The organism is Xanthobacter sp. 126, assembly GCF_000526175.1.
Taxonomy (GTDB): domain Bacteria; phylum Pseudomonadota; class Alphaproteobacteria; order Rhizobiales; family Xanthobacteraceae; genus Xanthobacter; species Xanthobacter aminoxidans.
In genome coordinates this window covers 2360353-2375494 of sequence record NZ_JAFO01000001.1, presented here as the reverse complement: position 1 = coordinate 2375494, position 15142 = coordinate 2360353, and the positions used below count along the sequence as shown (strand labels likewise).

The 15142-nt window shown below is 68.0% G+C and carries 10 protein-coding genes and 1 tRNA gene; 4 read left to right on the top strand and 7 right to left on the bottom strand.

Annotated features, from left to right (window positions below):
• Positions 1 to 21 precede the first annotated feature (21 nt).
• Positions 22 to 106: transfer RNA gene (locus XAN126_RS0111365), tRNA-Leu, on the bottom strand.
• A gap of 457 nt (positions 107 to 563) precedes the next feature.
• On the opposite strand from XAN126_RS0111365, the gene XAN126_RS0111360 reads away from it, so the two are divergent.
• Complete coding sequence (locus tag XAN126_RS0111360; RefSeq protein WP_197024025.1) at positions 564 to 1805, top strand: multicopper oxidase family protein; 1242 nt, start codon at positions 564 to 566, stop codon at positions 1803 to 1805.
• A gap of 132 nt (positions 1806 to 1937) precedes the next feature.
• On the opposite strand, the gene XAN126_RS0111355 is transcribed toward XAN126_RS0111360, so the two are convergent.
• Positions 1938 to 3401 carry a bifunctional ADP-dependent NAD(P)H-hydrate dehydratase/NAD(P)H-hydrate epimerase gene (locus XAN126_RS0111355; protein WP_029877063.1) on the bottom strand — a complete coding sequence of 488 codons (1464 nt, stop codon included), beginning with the start codon at positions 3399 to 3401 and terminating at the stop codon, positions 1938 to 1940.
• A 249-nt stretch (positions 3402 to 3650) separates the two neighbouring features.
• Here XAN126_RS0111355 and XAN126_RS0111350 point away from each other — a divergent pair, with 249 nt between their 5' ends.
• Entirely contained in the window at positions 3651 to 3989 is a 339-nt protein-coding gene (locus tag XAN126_RS0111350; protein WP_012115561.1) for a P-II family nitrogen regulator, read from the top strand.
• Positions 3990 to 4050: 61 nt separating this feature from the next.
• Positions 4051 to 5466, top strand: a complete 1416-nt coding sequence (glnA, locus tag XAN126_RS0111345; protein WP_024278715.1) for a type I glutamate--ammonia ligase — start codon at positions 4051 to 4053, stop codon at positions 5464 to 5466.
• 78 nt (positions 5467 to 5544) lie between these two features.
• On the opposite strand, the gene XAN126_RS0111340 is transcribed toward glnA, so the two are convergent.
• Positions 5545 to 6396 (bottom strand): RNA methyltransferase, encoded by an 852-nt coding sequence (locus tag XAN126_RS0111340; protein WP_024278714.1) that lies wholly within the window; start codon positions 6394 to 6396, stop codon positions 5545 to 5547.
• Positions 6397 to 6663: 267 nt separating this feature from the next.
• Here XAN126_RS0111340 and XAN126_RS0111335 point away from each other — a divergent pair, with 267 nt between their 5' ends.
• The gene (locus XAN126_RS0111335) at positions 6664 to 7878 is read left to right on the top strand and encodes an NADP-dependent isocitrate dehydrogenase (protein ID WP_024278713.1); all 1215 of its coding nucleotides are present in this window, start codon (positions 6664 to 6666) and stop codon (positions 7876 to 7878) included.
• A gap of 88 nt (positions 7879 to 7966) precedes the next feature.
• On the opposite strand, the gene XAN126_RS0111330 is transcribed toward XAN126_RS0111335, so the two are convergent.
• The 4 genes from XAN126_RS0111330 to recA form a co-directional block, all read right to left on the bottom strand.
• On the bottom strand, positions 7967 to 9130 hold the full coding sequence (locus XAN126_RS0111330) for a cyclic nucleotide-gated ion channel (protein ID WP_038225140.1): 1164 nt from the start codon (positions 9128 to 9130) through the stop codon (positions 7967 to 7969).
• A 7-nt stretch (positions 9131 to 9137) separates the two neighbouring features.
• Complete coding sequence (locus tag XAN126_RS0111325) at positions 9138 to 10880, bottom strand: cation:proton antiporter (protein WP_024278711.1); 1743 nt, start codon at positions 10878 to 10880, stop codon at positions 9138 to 9140.
• A 207-nt stretch (positions 10881 to 11087) separates the two neighbouring features.
• Positions 11088 to 13739: an alanine--tRNA ligase gene (gene alaS / locus XAN126_RS0111320; RefSeq protein ID WP_024278710.1), complete on the bottom strand. Its 2652-nt coding sequence runs from the start codon at positions 13737 to 13739 to the stop codon at positions 11088 to 11090.
• 264 nt (positions 13740 to 14003) lie between these two features.
• Entirely contained in the window at positions 14004 to 15089 is a 1086-nt protein-coding gene (gene recA / locus XAN126_RS0111315; protein WP_029558818.1) for a recombinase RecA, read from the bottom strand.
• Positions 15090 to 15142: the final 53 nt, after the last annotated feature.

Genomic DNA, 15142 nt, shown 5'->3' with positions numbered 1-15142 from the left:
CGCACGGGCTTGCGGCGGCATTGGTGCGGGCGGAGGGTTTCGAACCCCCACGACTTGCGTCACGGGAACCTAAATCCCGCGCGTCTACCAGTTCCGCCACGCCCGCGGCCCCGTCTCGCCAAAGGCCCGTCGCGCCCAAAGGCCCGTCATGCCTGCGAGGTGTCGCCGGGCACGGGAACGGCACCGAAGCGCTTGAGCGCACGACGCCTCCGGACACAGCTCCACCGCTCGCGCACGAGGCCGCACGCGCCGTTCGGGTCGCGGCTTATATCATGCCCGTGCGGCCGCGCAGCAAGAAAATGGCGCCCGCAACCGCACGCTCCCCATGGCGCTCGCCTCACGGCACGACGCCGCATCTCCGCCCGCGAAGCAGGCCGGCGGAGAGTATGGCCCAGCGGACGGAAGATTGAGAGCTGCCAAGCTCCCGCTCGCAGACACCATCAACCGACAAGTGGACCCGACGGCGCGGTTCGTGCCGCGGCGCTGGGGAGAGCGCGAGCAAAGCCGCTTGCCCTTTTTCCGGCCGCGTAACATGGTCCACCCACCCCGCCAGGAGATGCAGCGTGAGCCCGTCGATTCCCTCTCGTCGCAACGTTCTCAAGGGGGCTGCGGCCCTGTCGTTCGCCGGCGCTGCCGGTGCCCTGTTGCCGGACTGGGCGTTGGCGCAGGGCCTGGGCGCTAGCCCCGTGGCGCTCGCGGCCGCGGAAGGCAGCCGGCCGGAGATCGCCGGTCAGGGCAACCTTGCGCTCTTCAACGATTCTCTGCCGGGTCCTGTCCTTCGCGTGACGAAGGGGAGCGAGCTTCAGGTCCAGTTCGCCAATGCGCTCAAGGAGAGCGTCGCCCTCACGTGGCAGGGCGTGCGGATGCCGGCGGATGCCGCGGCTGCCGCCTCCGCTGCCGTCGCGGGCGGGCAGAACAAGCTGATCCGGCTCACGCCCAAGGATGCCGGCACCTTCTGGTACCATGCCACGTCCCCGGCCCTCGCCCGCCGCGCGCTCTCCGGCGCACTCATCGTGGCCGAGCCCGGAACCCCGGCCTACGCTTCGGACAATCTCCTGTTCATCCAGTCGTTTCCGCCCGAGAGCGGGGTGCCGATTTTCCCGGTGAACGGCGAGTTCTCGCCGACCTTTCAGGGCCCCGCCAGCGGCCGCAGCCGGCTGCGGCTCGTGAACGCAACGCCCCTGTTCCTGCGCCTGCGGCTGAAGGGCCCGGCCGCCTACGCCATCGCCATCGACGGGCAGCCGGTCGCCCAGCCGTTCGAATTGAAGGATGGCCGCCTCCAGATGCCGCCGGGCGGGCGGATGGACGTTGCCGCCACCATCGACGATGCGGATGCCACCATCATCGAGGTCGAGACCGCTCAGGAGCCGATCCGGCTCGCGGTGGTCACGCCCGTCGGCCCCGCCGGCCCGATGCCGTCCGGCCCGCCCGCGCCGCTCCCGCCGAATGATTTGCCAGCTGATATTCCCCTCAAGGACGCCGTTCGCGTGGAACTGCCCATCGGGGGGAAGAGTAGCGCCCCTGCCTCGCTCGGCACCGTGAAGTCTGGCAAGGCAATGGTTCTGACCCTTGCCAACAGCCTCGACGCTCCGGTTTCAGTCTATGTCGCCGGCCATGCGGTCCGACTGCTTGATAGCCTCGACGATGGCTGGAAGCCGTGGTGGCACGACACAGTTCCTGTGCCGGCTAAATCGACAGTAAGGGTGGCCCTTCTAGCCCAGGCGACCGGAACCTGGGGCGTCACGGCGCAGCGGGGCGGCGATGGCGAGGTGGTCGCCTCGGCCACCTATCAGGTCACGGCCTGACCGGTTTTCCCTGTCGAATCACAGATCTATCCCGCCGGGACCACCCGGCGGCCGGGCGCATGCGCTCGGCTGCGGCCGCGCGAGGACGTCACGGGCGAGACAGGGGTGCCGGTTCCGATTCGTTTTCGGACGTCAAGCTTTTTCGATGGCGTCATATAGCCGGCTATAGACCCCGCGCAGAGCCTCGGGCAGATCGTCGGCGATGAGTCCCGGACCCGCCTCGCGGGCGGCCTCTCCGTGAAGCCACACGGCAGCGCACGCCGCCTCGAAGGGCGGCATGCCCTGCGCCAGCAGGCCGCCGGCGATGCCGGCCAGCACATCCCCTGCCCCGGCGGTCGCCAGATAGGCCGGCGCATTCTCGGCGATGGCGGCACGGCCGTCGGGATTGGCGATCACCGTGTCGGCACCCTTCAGCACCACAACGGCCCCGAGCCTGCGCGCGGCGGCACGGGTGCGGACGAGCTTGGAGGGTGCCTCCAGCAACTCCCCGTCGCCACGGAACATGCGGGCAAACTCCCCCTCGTGCGGCGTGACGATGAGGGCGTCGCTGCACGCGGCCACAGCCGTCAGCGCCCAGGGGACACCCTCGTAGCTGGTCAATGCATCGGCATCGAGCACGAGGCGCCGCCCCGGGGCGGCCACGTCGATCTTGGCCCGCGCCTGCTCCCCACCGCCGAGGCCCGGCCCGAGCACCACCGCGTTCAGGCGCTGGTCGGCCAGCAGCTCCGCCAGCTCCCCTGCCCCGTCCACCGGGCGGGGCATGATGGCGGCATAGGAGGCGGCCTGCAGCGGCAGGGCATCCCGCGGCAGGGCAATGGTGACGAGCCCGGCACCGGCCCGCAGCGCCCCGCGGGCGGAGAGGCGTGCGGCGCCGGAGGTCCAGGCCGGTCCGCTCACCACGACGGCGTGGCCGCGGGAATATTTGTGTCCGCCGGCGGCGGGAACGGGGAAGGCATCGCGCCAGAGGGCCGGCATGTCGACGAACGTCTGCGGGCGAATCGCGTCCAGCGCCTCGTCGGGAATGCCGATGTCCGCCACCCGCACCCGACCGCACAGGCTGCGCCCCGGCTCCAGCAGATGCCCCGGCTTGCGGCGAAAGAAGGTGACCGTCTCCACCGCCTGCGCCGCTGCGCCGCGCACCTTGCCGGTGGCGCCATCGAGACCCGACGGCAGGTCCACGGCGACGATGGGCTTGCCGGACTGCACCATGCGCTCCACCAGCGCCCGCGCCGCGCCATCGAGGTCGCGGGCGAGGCCGGCGCCGAACAGGGCATCCACGATGACGCCCGCCTCGTCGAGATCGACGGCGGCCGGCTCCTCCACCGCGCCCCGCCAGCGCTCGGCGGCGCGGCGCGCGTCGCCGGTGAGCTTGTCGCGGTCCCCCAGCAGGGCGAGGCGCACCTTGAAGCCCCGCTGCGCCAGCACCCGCGCCGCGACGAATCCGTCGCCGCCGTTGTTCCCCGGCCCGCAGAGCACGAGGATGCGCGTGGGATAGGGGTAGCGCGCGACCGCATCGGCCACGGCGGTGCCCGCGCGGTCCATCAGCGTCATGGACGGCGTGCCCATTTCGACGGCGAACTTGTCCGCGCGCGCCATTTCGTGTGGATCAAGCAGTGCGTACACCGATGCCCCCGTCCTCAGATGCTCAGATCATGCTCACGGCGGCGAACTGAAAACCCGCAAGTAAGCCCAATATTTCATCATAACGACTAAGAAATATGCACATCATCCCACCAACGCCGCCTGTCTTCTGCATGGGCAAATGACGCAAGGCATGGCACATATCATGCTTACAAATGGCGTCTCGACCGTACGGCGGCGGATCGGGTCAGGGAGACGGAGCGGATGAAGAAGATCGAGGCAATCATCAAGCCCTTCAAGCTCGATGAGGTGAAGGAAGCCCTCCAGGACGTCGGCCTGCAAGGCATTACCGTTACGGAGGCCAAGGGATTCGGCCGCCAGAAGGGCCATACGGAACTCTACCGCGGTGCCGAATATGTGGTCGATTTCCTGCCTAAGGTGAAAATCGAGGTTGTCCTCTCCGACGATATGGTAGATCGAGCCGTCGATGCCATTCGCCGCGCGGCCCAGACCGGGCGGATCGGAGACGGGAAGATCTTCGTGTCGTCCATCGAAGAGGCGATCCGTATCCGGACCGGCGAATCCGGCCTCGACGCGATCTGACGCGTCCAAAACAAACCGTCCAAGAAACGAACTGCAGGCCAGCAGAAAGGTAGCAATCCCCATGACGACCAAGACGGCCAAGGACGTCCTCGACCTCATCAAGAGCGAGGACGTGAAATATGTCGACCTGCGCTTCACCGATCCGCGCGGCAAGTGGCAGCATGTCACGTTCGACATCAGCATGGTCGACGAGGAATTCCTGACCGAAGGCACCGCCTTCGACGGTTCGTCCATCGCCGGCTGGAAGGCCATCAACGAGTCCGACATGCTGCTCATGCCGGATCCGACGACCACCTGCATCGACCCCTTCTTCTCGGAGACCACGCTCTCCATCGTCTGCGACGTGCTGGAGCCCACCACGGGCCAGCCCTACGGCCGCGACCCCCGCTCCATCGCCCGGAAGGCCGAGGCCTATGCCAAGTCCACCGGCGTGGGCGACGCGGTGTATTTCGGCCCCGAGGCCGAGTTCTTCATCTTCGACGACGTGCGCTTCAAGGCGGACCCGTACAACACCGGCTTCAAGCTCGACTCCATCGAGCTGCCGACGAACGGCGACACCGAGTATGAGGGCGGCAACCTCGGCCACCGCGTGAAGACCAAGGGCGGCTACTTCCCCGTGCCCCCCATCGACTCGGCGCAGGACATGCGCTCCGAGATGCTGGCCGCCATGGCCAAGATGGGCGCCAAGGTGGAGAAGCACCACCACGAGGTGGCCTCCGCCCAGCACGAGCTCGGCCTCAAGTTCGGCTCGCTCGTGACGATGGCCGACCACCTGCAGGTCTACAAGTACTGCATCCACCAGGTGGCCAACATCTACGGCAAGACGGCGACCTTCATGCCGAAGCCGGTGTTCGGCGACAACGGCTCGGGCATGCACGTGCACCAGTCGATCTGGAAGGAGGGCAAGCCCCTCTTCGCCGGCGACAAGTATGCCGATCTCTCCGAGTACTGCCTGTGGTACATCGGCGGCATCATCAAGCACGCCAAGTCGCTGAACGCCTTCACCAACCCGCTGACCAACTCCTACAAGCGTCTGGTCCCGGGCTATGAGGCCCCCGTGCTGCTCGCCTATTCGGCGCGCAACCGTTCGGCGTCCTGCCGCATCCCCTACACCAACAACCCGAAGGCCAAGCGCGTCGAGGTTCGCTTCCCCGATCCCGGCGCGAACCCCTACCTCGCCTTCGCGGCGCTTTTCATGGCGGGCATGGACGGCATCCTGAACCGGATCGACCCCGGCCAGGCCATGGACAAGGATCTCTACGACCTGCCCCCGGCCGAGCTGAAGCAGATCCCGACCGTCTGCGGCTCGCTCCGCGAGGCGCTCGCCTCCCTCGAGGCGGACCACGAGTACCTGCTGAAGGGCGACGTGTTCCAGAAGGACTTCATCGAGTCCTACATCGACCTGAAGATGGCCGAGGTGATGCGCTTCGAGATGACGCCGCACCCGGTCGAGTTCGAGATGTACTACTCGGTCTGATCGACCTTCATCCCAAAGCAGAACGGGCGCCCTTCGGGGCGCCCGTTTTCGTTTGTGGTGTCTGTGAGTCAGCCCGGCTCAGTCCGCTTCGCCGCTCCCCGTGGTCCCGCTACCGGCCTTGCGGGCGGCGGCGCGGGCGTTGTTCTCGGCCTTGCGGGCCTCGCGCCCTTCCCTACCCTCCTCCAGTGCCGTCACCGCGCCATGCAGGGTGGCGAGATCCTGCCGGGTGAGACCCAGCCGGTGGAAGATGTTGCGCAGGTTGCGGATGGTGGAAGGCGCCTTCTCCGGCGAGCGAAAGAAGCCCGAGGTCTGGAGCGCCGTCTCCAGATGGTCGAAGAAAGCGAAGAGGTCGCCCTTGTCGGCAAGCGGCGAGCGGTCCGGCGGGGCGAATGGCAGGGCGCCGCCGCTTTCCGCCTTCGACCATTCATATCCCGCCACCGCCACGCAGGTGGCGAGGTTCAGCGAGGCGAACGCCGGGTTCACCGGAAGGGTGAGGATGGCATCGCACAAAGATACCTCCTCCGTGTAGAGACCGGTGCGCTCGCGGCCGAACACCAGCGCCACCTCCTCGCCGGCGGCCATGCGGCTGCGAGCCTCGGCCACGGCTTCATCCGCTCCGAGCACCCGCTTCGCCATGCCGCGCTCGCGGGCGGTGGTGGCGAAGGCGAACTTCACGTCATGGAGCGCCGCGCGCAGGTCCGGGAAGAGCTGCGCCTCGTCGAGGATGCGGTCGGCTCCGGCGGCGAAGGTGCGCGCCCGGTCGTTCGGCCAGCCCTGGCGCGGGTTCACGATGCGCAGGCGCGACAGGCCGAAATTGCCCATGGCGCGCGCCGCCGAGCCGATATTGTCCCCGAGCTGCGGCTCCACCAGGATGACAAGCGGCCCTCCGGCCGTCCACGGCTTGGTGCTGTCGGTACCCGAACCCGGCATGTGATCTCCTTGTCGGCGCCTTGGTCGCACACGGCGGCCGGACGTGTCGATACCCGGACCAAAGGCGGGCCGGGAGATGCGGATGGCCCGACCGTCAGGGCGGCCGGGCGTGGGAAACGATCTCACGGCATTAGCCGGGTTTCCGTCTTGCGCCGCACTGCACCGGTGCTATAGCGGCCCGTGCCGGAGGCCGGTGGCGCCGCAATGCAGCGCCATCGCCTCCCCCGATTTACCAAGGCTCATTGAGCAGTCGCGAAAGGCCGTCCCATGGCGAAGATCAAGGTGGCAAATCCGGTCGTCGAGCTCGACGGCGACGAGATGACCCGGATCATCTGGCAGTACATCAAGGACAAGCTGATCCACCCCTATCTCGACCTCGACCTCGAGTATTACGACCTTTCGGTCGAGAACCGCGACGCCACCAACGATCAGGTCACGATCGCCGCCGCCGAGGCCATCAAGAAGCACGGCGTGGGCGTGAAGTGCGCCACCATCACGCCGGATGAGGCCCGCGTGAAGGAATTCAACCTCAAGGAAATGTGGAAGTCGCCCAACGGCACCATCCGCAACATCCTCGGCGGCGTGATCTTCCGCGAGCCCATCATCTGCAAGAACGTGCCGCGCCTGGTGCCGGGCTGGACGCAGCCGATCATCGTCGGCCGCCACGCCTTCGGTGACCAGTATCGCGCCACGGACTTCAAGGTGCCCGGCAAGGGCAAGCTGACCATCTCCTTCGTGGGCGAGGACGGCACGAAGATCGAGAAGGAAGTCTACAGCTTCCCTGGCGCCGGCGTGGCCATGGCCATGTACAACCTGGATGAGTCGATCCGCGAATTCGCCCGCGCCTCGCTCAACTACGGCCTGCTGCGCAACTATCCCGTCTACCTCTCCACCAAGAACACGATCCTCAAGGCCTATGACGGCCGCTTCAAGGACATCTTCCAGGAAGTCTACGAGGCCGAGTTCAAGGCGGAGTTCGAGAAGCGCGGCCTCACCTACGAGCACCGCCTCATCGACGACATGGTGGCCTCGGCCCTCAAGTGGTCCGGGGGCTATGTGTGGGCCTGCAAGAACTACGACGGCGACGTGCAGTCCGACATCGTGGCCCAGGGCTTCGGCTCGCTCGGCCTGATGACCTCCGTGCTGATGACGCCCGACGGCAAGACGGTGGAGGCGGAAGCCGCCCACGGCACCGTCACCCGCCACTATCGCGAGCACCAGAAGGGCAAAGAGACCTCCACCAACTCCATCGCCTCCATCTTCGCCTGGACCCGGGGCCTTGCCCATCGCGCCAAGCTCGACGGCAACGAGGACCTCGCCAAGTTCGCCGACACGCTGGAGAAGGTGTGCGTGGACACGGTCGAGGCCGGCGACATGACCAAGGACCTCGCGCTCCTCGTCGGCGCCGACCAGAAGTGGCTCTCCACCACCGGCTTCCTGGACAAGGTGTCGGAGAACCTCACCAAGGCCATGGCGGCCTGAGGCAGATGACATTTGGCGGCAGCCCAGGCTGCCGCCGCAATCCCGAAGGGGTCGCCACGCGCGGCCCCTTTTCTTTTGGCGGGAGAGGTCAGGCGGCCGGCGTATCGCCCTCGGGCCTCACGTCCGGATGGAGTTCCGAAAGCCGGCCGATCACATCGGGATGGCGCAAGGCGAGCATGTACAGCTCGTTTTCCTCGATGGAGAGGATCTTGGTCTTCGCCACTGCCCGCACCGTCGCCGGATCGGGCTTCGTGTGACCGGGCAGGAGCCCGAACACCTCGCCCGGCCCCAGAGAGCGGATACCGTCGGGGCTCTCCATCTCCACCCTGCCCTCCAGCACCACGAACAGGTGGGCCGCCTCCTCACCGCGCCGCACCACGTGGTGGCCGCGATCATAGCTGCGGGAATGCAGAACCGGCAGGATGTCGCCCAGCACGGGCGCATCGAGGTCGGAAAAGGGCGGCAGCCGCGCGATCATGGAGAAGGTGACGACGAAATTGTGCTTCGAGATCACCTCGGCAAAGGAGCCGGCGATGATGGCGATGGGCAGTGCCAGCATCATCAGGCCGGAAATCATGGTGATGCCGCCGATCACACGGCCGAGATTGGTCACCGGCACCACGTCGCCATAACCCACCGTGGTGAGGGTGGTGATGGACCACCACATGGCGAGCGGGATGGAGCCGAACTTGTCCGGCTGGACATTGCGCTCCGTGAGGTACATGGCGGTGGCCGACATGAGCACGCCCGAGCACAGGATGATGAGGCAGGAGAGCAGCGCATAGCGCTCGCGCCGGATGGCGAGATAGAGCGCGTTGAAGCCGGAGGAGTAGCGCGCGAGCTTGAGGAAGCGCACGAGGCGCAGGACCAGCAAAGCGTGGGGGTCGAAATCGGTGGCCAGCGCCACGAACCACGGCAGGATGGCGATGAGGTCGATCAGCGCCGGAACGGTCAGAGCGTAGCTGAGGCGCGCACGGGCGTTCGACATGCTGCGCCTGAGCGGATGCTCCGGTGCCACCCAGAGGCGGAATCCGTATTCCACCGTGAAGATCAGCAGCGCGATGAATTCGCCGATCCTGAACCACCACGCGTCGCGGATTTCCAGGGACTGCACGGTCGCCAGCACCGCGCCGGTCACCGACAGCAGCACCATTCCGATCAGGAAATAATGGACGAAGTCCGCCGTGCGGTCGCCGGGAAGGTCTCGCTCCAGTATGTCGAACACACGTCGCCGGGCCGATTGCTCCTTCATCTCGTCCTCAAATCCCCTGCCCGCTTTGGCCTCGCGCGCCACCGAGCGCCGTCTCGATGCGGGCTCGGGCGCGCTCGGTGCGCGCCGCCACCACCTCGTCCGGCAGACCGAGCTGCGTCAAGAGGCGGGCGGCGAGCTGCAGGCTCGCTTCCTGCGCCTCCGGTATCACGCCTGACACCCCGAGCGCCGACAGCCGGTGGGCATGCTCGGTATCCTTGGCACGGGCGATGATCGCCGCGTCCGGCCAGTGCTGGCGCACGGCACCCGCCATGCGTTCGGCGGCGTTGGGCGCATCGAGGGTCACCACGAACACGGTCGCGCGCTCTGCGCCCAGGCGCGCCAGCATCTCCGCACGGCCGGCATCGCCGAAATAGACCGGCAGGCCTTCGACCCGCGCCTCGGCCACGCGGCGGGGATCGTTGTCGAGCGCCACATAGGCGACGCCCTCTTCCTCCAGCGCGTCCGCCACCATGCGGCCCACCCGCCCGAAGCCGCCGATGACCACATGGCCCGCCGCGCTGCTCTGCGCCGGAGCGGCGAGGTTGTCGTTGAGGCGGGCATCCAGCGTCCGCCCCAGGCGCCGGCCCAGGCGCGCGAGGAACGGCGTTGCCGCGAGGCTGAGGCCCACCATGGCGATGAGGACGCCGGCATCCGCCCGCGGCAGCGCGCCGCTCGCCGCCAGAAGCGCCAGCACCACGAGGGCGAATTCCCCGGTCTGCGCCAGCAACACGGCCGCCTCCGCCGCGGCCGGTGGCGCGACTTTCATCAGGCGGCCGGCGGCGTAGGTGAAGACGATCTTCACGGCGAGGATGCAGGCCACGCCGCCCAGCACCCAGCCGAGCCGGGGCAGCACCACGGCGAAATCGACGCTCATGCCCACGGTGACGAAGAACACGCCGATGAGCAGGCCCTTGAACGGCTCCAGATCCACCTCGATCTGGTGGCGGTAGGCCGTCTCCGACAGCAGCATCCCGGCGAGGAAGGCGCCGAGCGCGCTGGACAGGCCCGCCCGGTGGGTGATCGCGGCCGAGCCCACCACCACCACCAGCGTGATCGCCATGATGAGATCGCGCGACCGCGTGGAGGCCGCCGCGGCCACGAGCGGCGCCAGCACGAAGCGGCCCGCCACGAGGATCAGCGCCACGGCGCCCACCGCCTTGGCGAGCGCGAGGGCAGCCAGCGTCAGCACATCCGGCGCACTGCCGGTGAGAAGCTCCGCCGCCAGCAGGATGGGCACCACCATCAGGTCCTGAAACAGCAGGACCGCGATGACGAGCTGGCCGAGCGGAGCAAGGGCGCGGTGCTGGTCGATGAGCAGCTGGCTCACGACCGCCGTAGACGAAAGTGCGAGCGCCGAGCCCAGCACCAGCGCCACGGCCGGCGGGTATCCGACAAGCACCGCACCCAGCGCCAGCGGGACACCGCAGAACACGACCTGCAGGCAGCCGACGCCGAACACCTCGCGCCGCAGCGCCCACAGGCGCGCGGTGGAGAATTCAAGCCCCAGCAGAAACAGCAGGAAGACGATGCCGAGTTCGCCGAACGGCGCCGCCCGTTCGGGACTGGAAATGGTGACGAAGCGCACCAGCGGCAGCGTTTCGGCGAGGCGGCCGAGCCCGTGCGGGCCGACGAGCGCACCCACGGCGATGAAGCCCACCACGGCGCCGATCCGGGCGCGGTGGAAGAGCGGCACCAGCACCCCGGCGGCGAGGAGATAGACGAACGCATCCTTGAGGAAGCTGTCGTTCAATGCCCCGCCACTCCGCTACCGTTCGCCCGCGCCCCTTCCCTGTGTGGCAAGAATAACTGACGCTGCGCAAGGGGCCTGGATCAAATCACCCCCCAATACGTCAGAGAATGGTCTCCGAACCCAGCCCTTGCCGGACCCGGCCCGGCCCAGCGACAGTCATGTCCTCCGATGCCGCAGTTACGGCGGGGCGGCGAACCGCCCGGCCGTTCAGCCCGCGAGGGCCGCCTCGATGGCGGAGAGGGCCGCGTCCGCCTTGTCGCCGTCGGGTCCGCCGGCCTGGGCCATGTCAGGCCGGCCACCGCCGCCCTTGCCGCCGAGCGCCTCGGCGCCCCGCCGCACCAGCGCGACGGCATCGACGCGGGCGGTGAGGTCGGCGGTGACGCCCACCACGATACCAGCCTTGCCGTCGGACGTGACGCCGACGATGGCCACCACGCCCGAGCCGATCTGCTTCTTGCCCTCGTCCACGAGGCCCTTGAGATCCTTGATCTCGATGCCTTCCACCTGCCGCGCCAGAAGCTTGATGTCGCCGACCGTGCGCACGGCGTCGGCCGCGCCCTGGTTGCCACCCATGGCGAGCTTCTTGCGGGTCTCGGCCAGCTCGCGCTCCAGCTTGCGCCGCTCCTCCACCAGCGCAGCGACACGCGCCTCGACCTCCGCCACCGGCGCCTTGAGCGCGGAGGCGGTGGCGATGAGCGCGGCGTTGGCGCCGTTGAGGTGCTTGCGGGCCGAGCGGGCGGTGAGCGCCTCGATGCGGCGGACGCCGGACGCCACTGCGCCCTCGGAGACCACCGAGATGAGGCCGATGTCGCCGGTGCGCTTCACATGGGTGCCGCCGCACAGCTCCACCGAATAGGGCGCGCCGTTGCCGTCGTCGGTGCCCATGGAGACGACACGCACCTCATCGCCATACTTCTCGCCGAACAGCGCGCGGGCGCCGGACTTGATGGCGTCGTCCACCGCGAGGATGCGGGTCTCCACCGGCTCGTTGCGCAGCACGAAGCGGTTGGCGATCTCCTCAACTTCCGCCACCTCGGCCTCGCTGAGGGGCTTGGGGTGGGAGAAATCGAAGCGCAGGCGATCGGGAGCGACCAGCGATCCCTTCTGCGCCACATGCTCGCCGAGCACCCGGCGGAGCGCCTCGTGCAGGAGATGGGTGGCGGAATGGTTGGCACGCACGGCGGCGCGGCGGTCGTGATTGACCTCCAGCACGAGAGCGGTGCCCGGCTTGAGCGTGCCGCTCTCGACCTTAACATCGTGCAGGAACAGGTCGCCCAGCTTCTTCTGGGTGGCCCGGACCTCCACGACGATGCCGCCCTCGCCGGTCATGCGGCCGGTGTCGCCCACCTGGCCGCCGGATTCGGCATAGAAGGGGGTCTGGTTGAGCACCACGAGGCCGGTCTCGCCGACATTGAGGGCCGCGACCTCAGCGCCGTCGCGCACGAGGGCGGTGACCACGCCTTCGGCCTTCTCGGTATCGTAGCCGAGGAAGTCGGTGGCGCCCACCTTGTCGCGAACAGAGAACCACAGCGTATCGGTCGCCGCCTCGCCGGAGCCGGCCCAGTTGGCACGGGCTTCCGCCTTCTGGCGGGCCATGGCGGCGTCGAACGCGTCGGTGTCGACGCTGATGCCGCGGGCGCGCAGGGCGTCCTGGGTCAGATCGAGCGGGAAGCCGTAGGTGTCGTAGAGCTTGAACGCCACCTCGCCCGGGAAGCTCGCGCCGGCGACGAGGCCCTGGCTCTCTTCCTCGAGGATGGAGAGGCCGCGCTCCAGCGTGCGGCGGAAGCGCGTCTCCTCGAGCAGCAGCGTCTCTTCGGCCAGCGGCTCGGCGCGCACGATCTCGGGATAGGCCCGGCCCATCTCGCGCACCAGGATAGGCACGAGGCGGTGCATCAGTGGGTCCTTGGCGCCGAGCAGCTGCGCGTGGCGCATGGCGCGGCGCATGATGCGGCGCAGGACATAGCCGCGCCCCTCGTTGGAGGGCAGTACGCCGTCGGCGGTGAGGAAGACCGACGCGCGCAGGTGATCGGCGATCACCCGGTGGCTGGCCTTCTGTGGCCCTTCGGGATCGACGCCCGTGAATTCCGCGACCTCGGCGATGAGGGCACGCATGAGATCGGTCTCGTAATTGTCGTGCGTGCCCTGCAGCACGGCCGAGATGCGCTCGAGGCCCATGCCGGTGTCGATGGACGGCCGCGGTAGGCCGACGCGCTCGCCGCCCGGCAGCTGCTCGTACTGCATGAACACGAGATTCCAGATCTCGATGAAGCGGTCGCCGTCCTGGTCCGCCGAGCCGGGCGGGCCACCGAAGATGTGCGGGCCGTGGTCGAAGAAGATTTCCGAGCAGGGGCCGCAGGGGCCGGTGTCGCCCATGGACCAGAAATTGTCCGAAGACGCGATGCGGATGATGCGCTCGTCGGACAGGCCGGCGATCTTCTTCCACAGGCCGTAGGCTTCCTCGTCCTCGCTGTAGACGGTGACGAGCAGGCGGTCCTTCGGCAAATCGAAGGTGCGGGTAACGAGGTTCCAGGCGAGCTCGATCGCGCGATCCTTGAAATAGTCGCCGAACGAGAAATTGCCGAGCATCTCGAAGAAGGTGTGGTGCCGCGCGGTGTAGCCCACATTGTCGAGGTCGTTGTGCTTGCCGCCGGCCCTGACGCACTTCTGCGACGTCGCAGCCCGCGAATAGGGCCGCTTCTCGACGCCGGTGAAGACGTTTTTGAACTGCACCATGCCCGCATTGGTGAACATGAGCGTGGGGTCGTTATGCGGCACGAGGGGCGACGAGGCGACGGCCTCGTGGCCCTCCTTGACGAAGTAGTCGATGAAGCTCGACCGGATCTCGTTGACGCCGCTCATGTGCCGGCACTGTCCCTCGGAGGCCGGGCCTTGCGGCGGCCGGCTCTGGTGATCGCTGCGCGCGCCAGCGCCTCGGGCCGAGCTTGGGGCCATCCCTCGGGTGTCGCGCGGTTCCCTCGACCGATGCGGCCGGCGGAACCGGGTTCGTTTAACGATGGGCCCGCCGCTTGTCCAGAAACGCGAGGGCGCAAGACGAAACGGGCGGAGACCATCCGGCCCCCGCCCGCACCGAAATCCGTCAAGGCGACGTCCGCGCCCGGCGCATCAGGCGTCGGCGGCGGACCCCTCGGCGTCCTCCTCCGGATCGCCGGCGAGGATCTTCTCGGCGATGAGGCCGGCATTCTGGCGGATAGCGGCCTCGATACGCCCGGCGATCTCCTGGTTCTGCTTCAGGAAGGTCTTGGCGTTCTCGCGACCCTGCCCCAGGCGCTGGCTGTCGTGGGAGAACCAGGCTCCGGACTTCTCCACCACGCCGGCCTTGACGCCGAGATCGAGCAACTCGCCCGTCTTGGAGACACCCTCGCCATACATGATGTCGAACTCGACCTGCTTGAACGGCGGCGCCAGCTTGTTCTTCACCACCTTCACGCGGGTCTGGTTGCCCACCACCTCGTCGCGTTCCTTGATGGCGCCGATGCGGCGGATGTCGAGGCGGATCGAGGCATAGAACTTCAGCGCGTTGCCACCTGTGGTGGTCTCCGGCGAGCCATACATCACGCCAATCTTCATCCGGATCTGGTTGATGAAGATGACCATGGTGTTGGACTTGGAGATGGAGGCCGTGAGCTTGCGCAGCGCCTGGCTCATGAGGCGGGCCTGAAGGCCCGGCTGGTTGTCGCCCATCTCGCCGTCGAGTTCGGCCCGGGGGGTGAGGGCCGCCACCGAATCGACCACCAGCACGTCGACCGCGCCAGAGCGCACCAGCGTGTCGGCGATCTCCAGCGCCTGCTCGCCGGCGTCGGGCTGGGAGATAAGCAGGTCGTCAAGGTTCACGCCCAGCTTGCGGGCATAGATCGGGTCCAGCGCGTGCTCGGCGTCGATGAAGGCGCAGGTGCCCCCGCGCTTCTGCGATTCGGCGATCGTGTGAAGCGCGAGCGTGGTCTTGCCCGAGGATTCGGGCCCGTAGATCTCCACGACGCGTCCCTTGGGCAGGCCGCCGATGCCCAGTGCGATGTCGAGCCCCAGCGAACCGGTGGGAATGCTCTCGATCTCAAGGGCTTTCCCGCCCTTGCCGAGCCGCATGATGGAGCCCTTGCCGAAATGCCGCTCGATCTGCGAGAGCGCGGCATCCAGCGCCTTGGTCTTGTCCATGGAAGAACCTTCGACGAGTCGGAGTGTCGCCTGAGTCATCGCCGCGCTCCGGTGCGGGTGCAAGGGGAATTAAGAACGCTGTGTTTGTACCC